10 protein-coding genes and 1 pseudogene are annotated in these 11,314 nt (G+C 67.8%); 7 read left to right on the top strand and 4 right to left on the bottom strand.

Going from position 1 to position 11,314, the window contains the following annotated elements; genetic code table 11:
- Positions 1-286 precede the first annotated feature (286 nt).
- Positions 287-760 (top strand): C45 family peptidase, encoded by a 474-nt coding sequence (locus I8N68_RS33180; protein ID WP_234040602.1) that lies wholly within the window; start codon positions 287-289, stop codon positions 758-760.
- Positions 761-1,167: 407 nt separating this feature from the next.
- Here the strand turns inward: I8N68_RS33180 and I8N68_RS25990 are convergent, their stop codons facing one another.
- Both I8N68_RS25990 and I8N68_RS25985 read right to left on the bottom strand, forming a co-directional pair.
- Entirely contained in the window at positions 1,168-2,070 is a 903-nt protein-coding gene (locus tag I8N68_RS25990) for a carbon-nitrogen hydrolase family protein (RefSeq protein WP_200215119.1), read from the bottom strand.
- Between the two features lie 13 nt (positions 2,071-2,083).
- On the bottom strand, positions 2,084-3,403 hold the full coding sequence (locus I8N68_RS25985) for an MFS transporter (RefSeq protein ID WP_307812977.1): 1,320 nt from the start codon (positions 3,401-3,403) through the stop codon (positions 2,084-2,086).
- Positions 3,404-3,619: 216 nt separating this feature from the next.
- On the opposite strand from I8N68_RS25985, the pseudogene I8N68_RS34330 reads away from it, so the two are divergent.
- Positions 3,620-3,781: pseudogene (locus tag I8N68_RS34330) on the top strand (LacI family DNA-binding transcriptional regulator); the annotation flags it as partial.
- A 213-nt stretch (positions 3,782-3,994) separates the two neighbouring features.
- Positions 3,995-4,642, top strand: coding sequence for a LacI family DNA-binding transcriptional regulator (locus I8N68_RS25980; protein ID WP_234040601.1), 648 nt, complete (start codon positions 3,995-3,997; stop codon positions 4,640-4,642).
- Between the two features lie 22 nt (positions 4,643-4,664).
- Here I8N68_RS25980 and I8N68_RS25975 read toward each other — a convergent pair whose 3' ends face one another.
- Complete coding sequence (locus I8N68_RS25975; RefSeq protein ID WP_200215116.1) at positions 4,665-5,378, bottom strand: cache domain-containing protein; 714 nt, start codon at positions 5,376-5,378, stop codon at positions 4,665-4,667.
- Positions 5,375-6,172 carry a FadR/GntR family transcriptional regulator gene (locus tag I8N68_RS25970; protein ID WP_200215115.1) on the bottom strand — a complete coding sequence of 266 codons (798 nt, stop codon included), beginning with the start codon at positions 6,170-6,172 and terminating at the stop codon, positions 5,375-5,377. The genes I8N68_RS25975 and I8N68_RS25970 overlap by 4 nt, the downstream gene beginning before the upstream one ends.
- Positions 6,173-6,326: 154 nt before the next feature.
- Here I8N68_RS25970 and I8N68_RS25965 point away from each other — a divergent pair, with 154 nt between their 5' ends.
- The 4 genes from I8N68_RS25965 to I8N68_RS25950 are packed head-to-tail and all read left to right on the top strand — an operon-like array spanning position 6,327 to position 11,185.
- Positions 6,327-7,811, top strand: coding sequence for a (Fe-S)-binding protein (locus I8N68_RS25965; RefSeq protein ID WP_200215114.1), 1,485 nt, complete (start codon positions 6,327-6,329; stop codon positions 7,809-7,811).
- Entirely contained in the window at positions 7,811-9,331 is a 1,521-nt protein-coding gene (locus I8N68_RS25960; RefSeq protein ID WP_200215113.1) for an FAD-binding oxidoreductase, read from the top strand. The genes I8N68_RS25965 and I8N68_RS25960 overlap by 1 nt, the downstream gene beginning before the upstream one ends.
- A complete protein-coding gene (locus tag I8N68_RS25955; RefSeq protein ID WP_200215112.1) occupies positions 9,324-9,653 on the top strand; it encodes a hypothetical protein in 330 nt (109 codons plus the stop codon). The genes I8N68_RS25960 and I8N68_RS25955 overlap by 8 nt, the downstream gene beginning before the upstream one ends.
- On the top strand, positions 9,650-11,185 hold the full coding sequence (locus I8N68_RS25950) for an APC family permease (protein WP_200215111.1): 1,536 nt from the start codon (positions 9,650-9,652) through the stop codon (positions 11,183-11,185). Before I8N68_RS25955 ends, I8N68_RS25950 begins: the two co-directional genes overlap by 4 nt.
- The last annotated feature ends 129 nt before the right edge of the window (positions 11,186-11,314 follow it).

Raw genomic sequence — 11,314 nt, 5'->3', positions numbered from 1 at the left:
CTGGCAGTCGAGCCGTGGGGGTTCGTGTCGGAGGAGCGAGTCGAACCATACGCACACGTGCCTGCTTGGGTGACCTGGATCGAACGGCTGGCGTCCTGAATCGGCGTTCAGGAGTTCCCGGTGACCGGCCAGCCGGGACCATCGCATCCCAGCGGCACCGGCGCGGCCACCCGCCGGCGGTCTTGGACAGGCCACAGAACAGCAGCTCGAGCACGCCGTCGGTGAGTCCGGCGGCGGGGCGGCCGTGGGCGTGCGACACCCGCACGGCGTCGTGGGCGAAGACGACGTGAACGACGCGTGCGTCGAGGTCAGCCCCGCCGGTGTCGCGGTGGTCCCGCCGAACGAAGAGGGCTGGCTGCTGCACACCAACCACTTCCTCGACCCGGTGCTGGCCGCCGGCGAGCTGCGCGGACGGCGCGAGCCGGAGACGTACGACCGGTTCCGCGCGTTATCCGCGCGGGTTCGCGAGTGGCGGGACCCCGACAGCGTCGGCGACCTCGCCGCGCTGCTCACCGTCCACGCCGATGATGGTGCCGAGGTGTGCTGCCACCCGCCGATCGACGGCCGGCTGGGGCCCGGTGGGCGACGCTCGCCACGGTCGCGGTGGAGCCGGCGGCCCGACGGCTCATGCTGCAGAACGGCGGCCCGTGCTCCGCACGACCGTGGACGTGGATTCCGGTCACCGCACCGCCGCACTGACGCGGGCTCCCAAGATGCGGGCCTGCCCAGGTGCTCGGCGGACTCGCGGTCGCGTGCGTGAGCCCGACCCACGAGGCCAGCTGCGCCGGGCCACCGAACCGGTCGACCTCGCCGATCTCCGCCACGAACACCGCCGCCAGGACCGGCCGGCGGGAGATCCCGGTGAACGCGGGGCGGTTGAACAATCGACGAGCCGACCGGCTCGGCAACTGAAGATCATCACGCGCGCCCGAGGTGGTGCCGCGACCACCCTGTTGCGCACGAGATCGTTAGGGCGCGCAGAGGATTAACACGCTGATTCCGATTCTGGGAAGCGCCGTTGTGGTAGGCACTCGTTGGACCTGCGCAAATAGGCGATGGGCATCGAGAGTGCGTGCAGTCTGTCGAGGGGAATCTCCGCAGGCCGCGGGTGGCTTCGATAGCAACTCGGCCGGATCCGGAATCCGCGTGTTGTTCTTCTGCAAGCCCTTAGGCGTTCGTGGGAACGGCCGGCCCGGGGGCGAGGAGACCTTGATCGTTGACGGCGGCTGCGATGTCGCCATAAAGTGACGGGCGTCGCTGTTCAAGTAGCGGATAACTCCGCCGGACCTGGTCGATCATGGACATGTCGATCCGCGACGTGACAATGCCCTCCGTGTCAGATGCGGTCGCGATGACGGTACCCCACGGGTCGACAATCATCGATCGTCCAACGAAGCCGATTCCGCTAGCTGGTTCGATACCGACTTGCCCAGAGCCCACCACGAATACCTGGTTCTCGACCGCTCTCGCCCGCAGCAGGAACTCCCAGTGGTCGACGCGGGGGGCCAGGAACGCGGAAACGTTCAGGATGATCCGAGCGCCGCGGAGCGCCAAGAGGCGGTAGGGCTCGGGGAAGCGTAGGTCGGAGCAGATGGTGACACCGATGGGTCCGAGTTCGGTCGAAAACACGGGCAGCTCGTGGCCAGCTTCGACCTTGTCCGACTCCCTGATGCCGCCCTTGATATCCGCGCGGTTGGGAGCGTCAAAGAGGTGCGTCTTGACGTAGCGCCCGAGGACCGTGCCCTCAGGGCCGATGACAGGCGCCACGTTGTACAGTCGGCCGCTCGGCGCATGCCCGTAAAGCGAGCCGACGATGTAGAGGCCGTGCTGGCGCGCCCTTTCCGCCAGCGCGTCGGTCGCTGGTCCCGGCACCGTCTGGGCCAACTCCTTGGCTGCGATCGGCGAGGAGTAGCCGAGACCGGTCCACACCTCCGGCAGCACGACGAGCTGAGCGCCATCGGCGGCGGCCTTGTCGATGAGCGCCAGGCATTTCTTTACCGTGCCGTCGGGGTCGAGGTCGGACGCGGTGAACTGGACGACAGAAACGACCAGAGAATCGCGATTGGTCACGAGGTCTCCTTCATTAATGGGTGGGCGCTGACGCGGACGTTGCTGGCGCGGTCGGTTCCTGCGCCGCCACCTCCGGCCCGAGGTCGTCGGCGTCGAGCATGGGACGGCGGTACGTCTCCGGCATGAGCAGGGCGGCCACAAAGACGAGTGCGGCCAGACCGGCCATGTAGACCGCTGGCGCGAGCAGGCTCCCTGTCCGCTCGACGAGCCAAACACCGAGCAGCGGCGCCGTCCCGCCGAAGACGACGTAGGCGCCGTTGTATCCGATGGCCGATCCGCTGAACCGCACTCGTGTCGGGAACGCCTCGAGGAACGCGATACCAACCGGGCCGAAGAAGATGCCCAACGCGAGGGCCAGCAGCGCCTGACCCGCGATCGCGCCGGACAGTGTCCCCTGCCCGGCGAGGACGTAGGCCGGGATCGCGACGACGGCGGACAGGAGGGCACCCGCCGCGAGCACCTTCTTCCGACCGAGGTGGTCGGACGCCAGCCCGGCGAGCGGCATCGCGACGAAGGCGATCGTCAGTGCGATGGAGTTCGACAGGAGGGCCGCGTTGCTCGGAAGCTTGACCGCCTGGGTGAGGTACGTGACGAAGTAGCCGGTGAGGGTGTAAAAGCCGAGGCCGGAGAGCGCGGCCATGGCAAAGGTGAACGCGAGCGGCTTGGCGTGATCGCGCAGGACCGACACCGCAGGGATGCGGGTCACCCTCTTGGCTTCTCGAGTTGCCTCGAAGGCGGGCGATTCCTCGACGTGGCGACGAATGTAGAGCCCGATGAAGGAGATGACACCGCCAACCAGGAAGGGGATCCGCCAGCCCCATGAACTGTAAGCGTCCGCCGCCAAGACATTTGTCAGGAGCAGGATGAGGAGCGCCGCAAAGATCGGCGGCACGTTCGCGAAGGAGTAGGTGAACCCCACGAACAGACCACGGCGGTTCGTAGGTGCGTGCTCCGCGACGAGTGAGTTGGACCCCATCGCTTCACCCCCGGCCGACAGGCCTTGCAGGAGGCGGCAGGTCACGAGGAGGACCGGAGCGGCAACCCCGATCTGCTGGTAGGTGGGCAACAGGCCGATGGCGAGCGTCGCGCCGCCCATGAGCAGGATTACCAACGCCAGCACACCGCGGCGCCCGCCTTTATCGCCAAGGTGCCCGAAGAGGATTCCTCCCACGGGTCGCATGACGAAGCCGACCGCGTACACGGCGAAGGTCGACAGCAGGCCGACCACGGGATCCTCGCCAGGAAAGAACAGCTGCGCGATCATCGCAGCCGAGTATGCGTAGACGGTGAAGTCGTACCACTCGACGAACTGCCCGATGGCTGCCGAGGTCACAACCCGTCGCACGCGTGGCCGATGGCCTTCCTGCCCTGCCGCGCTCGGCGCCCGGGAAGTCGCAGGAACCACTCTCACGTCGCTCACCCCTCCCTGTCAAAACGATTTGATTGTTGCGAGACCCTATGGGCCCAGGCCGGCGTGTGTCAACGGTCACGGTGAGGGCCGTTGCCTGCCGGTCGCAGGTGAGTCATCAGCCGGGGGCATAATCGGCATGTGACCGTTGCTTCCTCCGCTCGACCCCCGAGAGTGACGATCCGGGACGTGGCGGACAGGGCCGGCGTCTCCATCAGCACGGTTTCTCACGTGTTCAGCGGGAGACGTCGGATCTCCGCGGAAACCTCGGCCCGCGTCCAGGAGGCGGCGGCGGCGCTCGGATACCGCGCCAACCCCTCGGCCCGCTCGCTCCGTACGGGTGAGTCAGGCCTGCTCGGCCTGGTGCTTCGCCCGCGCGACGCCGTCGCCGGGTCGCTTGCCGGCACAGAAACGTTCACCCGGTTCTCCGGTGCGGTCGCGGCCGCCACCCTGGCGACTGGCCGAGGCCTCGTACACGTCCCGGACCTGCTGAACGTGGACTCGCAACGCGTCCCGATGGACGGCTGCATCGTCGAGGCGCCGTACGGCAGCGACGCCTTGCTCAGGGAGCTGCACAGCCGGGGCGTACCCGTCGTGTGCGCGGACGTCGACCCTGACCATCCTGAGGACGCCTGGTCGGTGCGGGTCGACTACGGCGCAGCCGTCACCCAGCTCTTGGAACACCTGCACGCTCATGGCGCGACGGCGGTCGTCATGGTGAGCGGCACAGAGGACAACGCCTGGAACAGGTTCTCCCGCCAGGCGTACGAGGCTTGGTGTGCGCGCACGGGGAGCCAGATGCGGCTGTACAGCCTCTACGAGGGCGCTGGCGCCACAGGTGCACAAGAGCTGGCGGGTCCGCTGCTCGATGCACCTGACCGACCCGACGCGTTCGTGGTCGCCGCCACCCGCTTCGCCATCGGTGTCGCCGAGGCGGCCGAGATGGTCGGCCTACGCATGCCGGAGGATCTCCAACTGGCGGCGTTGACCGACAGCGACCTCGTACGGCTGCACCGGCCGCCGATCACCGGCCTCGACCTCCGGATGGAGGAGTTGGGACGGCGAAGTGTCGATCTGCTCCTCCGTCGTATTCAGGAACCAGATCCACCACTACGGCAGGAGACGGTCCGCCCGGAGATCCGCTGGCGGGACACTACTCGCTGACGGGCAGCCGGACAGGAGCCGGTTAAGAGTCCACAATCTGCAGGCGCCAAGGAATGCCCGGCATCTCATGGGTGGTTGAACGATCCCGGCCATCGGCCAAGAGCGACCCGGTGAGATACCGCGCCGAGGTGGACATGACAACGCGGTCTTCCGCGTTGACGATTACCACATGGGTTCGTTCAGGTTGCAACGCCCGCAGCAGAAGGGTTTCGAAGTTACCGACGGTGACATCGGCGCCCACCACGCCCAGAAGCTGCCCGTCGTCGATCACGGGAGCGGTCAGGGTCATGATGTAGCGGCCGGTGCCGTGGACGTCGACATATGGACCCACAATGTGACGCTTCCCGGACCGGCGGGGCACCTCGAACCACTCCGCCGCCGCGTAGTCGTAGAAGCCGAGGCTGGATGGGTTGAGGTCCACCTTCAACGGCTTGGGGGGCTCCAGCGAGGACTCACGCTGCCACCATTCCAGGTAAAGGGGAACGTCGGACAGGAGCCCGGGCGCGACGATCATGCCCACGCCCACCACGATCTGCTGTGGGCCCGCGAGCATGTCCCGCATCGACTGCGCCAACCCGGCGATATCCATGCTCCGCAGACGGTTCCCGCGCGCCCGCGCAGCGCGGTGGCATCGCAGCGCCTCGTCGTGCAGCGTCATCACTTTGTCGAAGACTGCCTCGACCGGCCCGGCGACGACAGCGCTGACCTGCGAGACATCCCGTGATTCCGTAGTCACTGGAGCACCTCCTGAGCGGCTTGCCCGGTCGAGCCGACACCGGTCTCGACGTCGGCAGCGAGCCGCAGTCGCAGGGTGATCAGCCACATGGTGCGCATGGCGATAAGGGCCTCCGTGAGCCTGCGGGCGCCGTCGGCGTCTCGCGCCGCGATCGCGTCGACGACTGCCCGATGAGCCTGAGCCGTCTGGTCAAGACGCTCTGGTGATCCTGCGGTAGGCCACGGCAGCTGCCCGGCCTCTACCTGCAGGTCGATCTCCTGCATGGTGAAGCGGACGGACTGTGCGCATGCGGCGACCTCTATGTAGAAACGACCGTCCAGGCGGCGCTGGTCGGTGTTCTGGCCAGCGGCCGCGAATTGATCGACGATCTCGTGGAGACGCCCAATCTCTTTGCGGGAGGCTCGGGACGCCGCAAGCCGGGCCGCCGCCCCTGCGACCGCGGCGTGAAAGTCCCCCATCTCGCGAAGATCGGCGGTGCCCAGCTCTGCGAGCCGGGCGTGGGTCAGGTCCGAGAGCGCGTCAGGGGAGGCATGTACGAACGTCCCCCCGGCGCGGCCGCGGCGAGTTCTCACCAGGCCCCGGGCGCGGAGGTCGCTGAGCGCGTCTCGCAGGGTCATGGTGGACACGTTGAGGGAGGTGGCGAGTTCGACTTCCGGGGGCAACTGCTCCCCGTCGACGATGAGGCCGAGCGCGATGGCGCCGCCGAGCCTGCGGACCACGGCCTCACTTCGGGCGGCGCCGTCGTCCAAGGGCGCGAAGACGGCCCGGTGGGCGACACCCGATAGCAGTGTCATAGAGCCTCGTTCCTCCCGTTCGGGGTGCGCCGGCTGCCTCAAGACATCACGGCGACATCATCCCAGACGACAAAAACCCTAATCCCAAACCATTGATTTCATAGTTTTGGCCGTCTAGTGTCGGGCGTCACATCAGCATCCATCAGGAGAGCCTGTGACCGACACCCAGACTGACCCCGCTGGGGCCGATGCGCTGTCCCGCCCCTTCACGCCGGGCGCGCCGTCGAACGCCCCGGAACTCTCCGAGTACCGCGACCTCGTCAAGGGTCCGGACATCGTCCCCCTCGCAGACCCCAAGACACGCGAGTTCGTCCAGGAGTGGCGCAACGCGTCGTACAACTGCTACTCCTCCGGCCACAAGTTCTGCCGCGAGGTGTGTCCCGTCATGCAGGTGACACGTAACGAGTCCTGGACCCCCACCGCCTTCCACGCCAACGTCGTGGCCATGGAGCGCGGCGAGCTGGACATCGCCGACATCGCCGCGGACTACGTGAACTGCACCCAGTGCGGGGCGTGCGAGCTGCGTTGCCCCAACACCTTGTTCACCGGGGACTTCTACCGCTTCCGCACGCGTACCGTCGACGTGGTCAAGGCCGTCCGCGCCCTCGCGGTCGAAAGCGACATCCATCAGCCGCAGTGGAAGTCGTGGAACGAGCGCACCAACGATCGGACCCACGAGCCGGTGCTGGGGCAGACCCCGGTGAGCCAGGAGCGGGTCAGGGACTGGGCTGAAGGGCTCGACATCCCCATCGGCGGCGACACGATCCTGTTCGTCGACTGCGAGGCGGCCTTCTACCGCACCTCCGTGCCGCGGGCTGTCGCCCAGGTGCTCCAGTCCGCGGGGTACGAGTTCGGTCTGATGGGCGAGCAGTGGTGCTGCGGAGGCCCTGCCGCCGAGATGGGGTACGTCGACCAGGCCAGGCGCTTCGCGCGGCACAACCTGGATAACTGGCGCACGACGGGCACAAAGCGCGTGCTGGTCCTGGACCCGCACGACTACATCACCTTCACGGAGGACTACCCGAAGTACTTCGGCGCGGAGTTCGACATCGAGGTGGTCCTCGTCATCGAGGTGTTCGCCGAGTTGATTCGGCAGGGGCGGCTGACGCCCACCGTCCCGGTCAACCGCACGATCACCTACCACGACCCCTGCCGGCTCAACAAGCGCAAGGGGATCTGGAAGGAGCCCCGCGAGATTCTGCGCGCCATTCCCGGTCTCACCTTCGAAGACGTCGACCGGGTCACCCAGTGGTCGTACTGCTCCGGAGGTGGCGGCGGCCTGCCGGTGGAGAAGCCGGAGCTGACCGCGGCCATCAGCGCCAACCGCCTGGACAAGGCCGCCCAGCTGAACGTGGACACGCTGGTCAGCGCCTGCCCATGGTCCGAGCGCCCGCTCAGCGAGGCAGGCGATGCGCGCGACATCGACGTGGTCGACCTGCACGAACTGCTGGCGGAGTCCCTGGGCATCACCGTCGGCGGCAGCCGCGGCGAGGTCGGCGACAAGCGTGCCGCAACGGCCCGAACGGGCGTCCCGCAACCCCGCGGTCGCGGCGGTTGCGGTGGCGGGGGCTGCCACTCGGGAGGCGGCTGCGGAAACGGAAGCAGCGGCTGCGGCTGCGGCTGCGGAGGGCAGCACTGATGACCATCACCACCAGCCACCTGGACACGGTGGTGCGGGCGCTGCGAACCGTGCTGCGGGACGACCAGGTCCTGACCAGCAAGACCGACCGCTACAACCGAGCCCGGGTCCCGGCGCCGTTCCCGGTGCATCGTTGGGCGGAACGGGTGCCTGACCTGGCGGTCCTGCCGACGTCGACCCAGCAGGTCGCGGACGTTGTCCGGATCGCCAACGAGCTGAGGATCCCGATCGTGCCCCGGGACGGCGGAACCGGGCTGACGGACGGAGCCGTCCCGCTTCGCGGCGGGATCGTGATGGACGTCAAGCGGATGAACCAGATCCACGAGCTGGACCTGGAGAACCGGACGGTCACCGTCGGCACCGGGATCAACATGCTCAAGCTCAACGAGGCGCTGGCCAAGCACGGGCTGTTCTACCCCGACGACCCGGCCTCCTACCCCTGCTCCCTGGTCGGCGGCCGCATCGGCACGAGCGGATGGTCCCTCATCGGCTCACGCTACGGTCACACCAGAGACCTGGTCCTGAGCTTCGACCACGTCCTCCCGACCGGCGAGATCATGCACGTCGGCGACGGCATCGGCCAGAAGATCAGCAAGTCCTCCAGCGGATACCAGCTCAAGCACCTGTTCATGGGGCATCAGGGCACGCTGGGCATCGCTACGAAGGCGGCCCTGAAGCTGTTCCCGAAGCCGGAAGCCGAACTCTCGCCGTTCTGGGCGTTCGACAACTACGACGACGCATACGCCTGCGTCGGTGCGCTGGCCCGAGCGGGTGTCGCGACGTTCGCCGGCGCCGTCCTGTTCGACGAGCACAAGGTCGCCTACCTGCGGCGCGACGACGAGGCGTACATCCCGCAGCCTGGTGACGTGCGGGCCCTGGTCTGCGCTGCCCTCTACGGCTACGAGGACGAGGTCCGCGCGGGCGGGCGGAGACTGTTCCGCATCGCCCGCGACCACGGCGCCCGGTACCTGGGTGACGAGATCTCCGAGGGAGACTGGGCCGCGCGCCACGACCGCTACGCCACGCCGCTGCACGGGCGTACAAAGGACGGCCAGGTCGTCCCCATGAGCTGGCACTGCGAGGACGCGGCGGTCAACTACACCAACATCCCGGCCGTCTCCAAGGCGTGGCACGAGATCATCGCCGATCTCCGCCGCCAGACCGACGTGTTCGACGACTGGGGGATGTTCGCCTACACCTCCGGCAACACCGGGGTGGACTACCTCACCGAGATCGACGTCGGCATCTGGGAACAGCGCCTGGACGACCACGCGTGGCAGATGTGGGTCAAGGCCAAGCGCGACATGGCGGCGGCAGCCCTCGCCCACGGCGGTTCCATCAGCGCGTGCCACGGCTCCTGCCGCGAGGGCGAAGTCGACCTCGTACCGCAGGAGCTCGGTCGTGGCTTCCAGGTCATGCTCGACGTCAAGCGTGCCCTGGACCCCAACAACATCATGAACCCCGGAAAGTACCTGCTCGACAGGGCCTACGGGCACGACGAAGGGACGATCCATGAGTGACGTCAGTCGGCACGGCCCCTCGGCTGCCTCGGCGTACCGGTACGCCGAGCAGATGACCCCGCCCGATCCGCGCCGGGTCAGCATGGTGGCTCTGGAGACGTTCGCGCACGTCTACGAGGTGGACCCCCGGCTCATGCAGCGCTGGGTGCTCCAGCAGACCTTCCCCAACTGGGACACCCTGAGAATCATGAACAGCCGGCACGACCACCTCGACTGGATGCACGCGCACTTCGCGCACAAGGTGATCCCCGGCTCGGAGCTGCTCGCCGAAGTGGCGGCCGAAACGGAGACGGTGCCGGTAGGCCAGGAGGGTCAGCGGTGAGCGCGAAACCCTTACTGGCCCAGGCCCACAGCCCGTCCCACGACCAGGACGCGGCACAGCTTGCCGAGCTCGGCTACAAACCCGAGTTCGAGCGGGACCTGAGCTTGCGCGCCAACTTCGCGCTCGGCTTCACGTACCTCTCCCCCGTGGTCGGCGTCTACACCCTGTTCGGCCTTTCCCTGGCGACCGCCGGCCCACCGATGTTCTGGTCCTTCGTCATCGTCGGTATCGGCCAGCTGCTGGTGGCCCTCGTCTTCGGCGAGATCGTGTCGCAGTACCCGGTCGCCGGCGGGGTCTACCCCTGGGCCAGGCGTCTCTGGGGACGACGATGGGCGTGGATGACCGGATGGGTGTACCTCATCGCGCTACTCATGACGATCGCAGGCGTCACCTACGGCGCCGGTCCCTACCTGGGTCAGCTCCTCGGCTTCACCGCGGGAACCGGCACCACGATCACCTGCGCTCTGATCATCCTGGCGGTCGCCCTGGCCATCAATCTCGGTGGCACGCAGTGGCTCGCCTGGGCCGCGACCCTGGGCTTCGCCGCCGAACTGCTCGGCGCCATCGCCGTCGGCGGCTGGCTCCTCGCCACCGAGCGGCACCATGGCCTGGGCGTCCTGTTCGACACGTTCGGCGCCGGTTCCCAGGGCAGCTACCTCACCGCGTTCCTCGCCGCCGGCCTCATCGGCATCTTCCAGTACTACGGTTTCGAAGCCTGCGGCGACGTCGCGGAGGAGGTGCCGGACCCGACCCGGCGTATCCCCAAGGCCATGCGCATGACCATCTACATCGGCGGCGCGGCGGCGATGTTCGTCTGCCTGTCCCTGTTGCTCGCGGTCAAGGACTACGCCGCAGTCATCGACGGCACCGACCCCGACCCCCTGACCACGATCCTCGACAGCGCCTTCGGGGTCGTCGGGGCCAAGGTGGTCCTCGCCGTCGTCATGCTGTCGTTCCTGTCCTGCGCCATGAGCCTGATGGCAGCCGCCAGCCGTCTGATGTACTCGTACGGACGAGACAACATGATCATCGGCGCGAAGGCACTGCGCTTCTTCCTGCCGTCGCGTCGGGTCCCCCCGTACGCCATGATCGTCGCGGCCGTCATCCCCGCGCTCATCGTCCTCGGGTCCATCATTTCGGCCGACGCCCTGACAGCGATCATCTCGTTCGCCACCCTGGGCATCTACCTCGGCTTCCAGATGGTGGTCCTGGCGGCCCTGCGCGCCCGCATCAAGGGCTGGCGACCCTCGGGCGCCTTCCAGCTGCGCGGGTGGGGTCTGCCGGTCACCATCGGGGCGCAGGTCTACGGGGTACTGGCCATGATCAACATTGCCTGGCCGCGAACCCCGGATGCGCCCTGGTACACCAACTGGATTGTCGTGCTGTCGGCCGCGGTCGTCATCGGGTCGGGTTGGCTGTACCTGCTCGTTCGTCGGCCACACGACCGAAGCGACGCCCCAGCGGGGGACGCCGTCAGGAGTTCCACGCCGCATACGGCCGTGGCCGCTCCGCAGATGGAGCCGACCACCTAGCGGAGCAGCTCCCTCCGCAGTGAAGACGAAGTGTCGAGGGAGGGCGGTGGCGAACTGCCCGCCGCCCTCCCTTCCCCGGACGGATCAGTGCGGGCAGGCTAGGTACCGAGCCAGCAGCGCGCAAGCGGG

It is taken from the genome of Micromonospora coerulea, assembly GCF_016598485.1.
Taxonomy (GTDB): Bacteria; Actinomycetota; Actinomycetes; order Mycobacteriales; family Micromonosporaceae; genus Micromonospora; species Micromonospora coerulea.
This window is presented reverse-complemented; position numbering and strand designations above follow the sequence as displayed.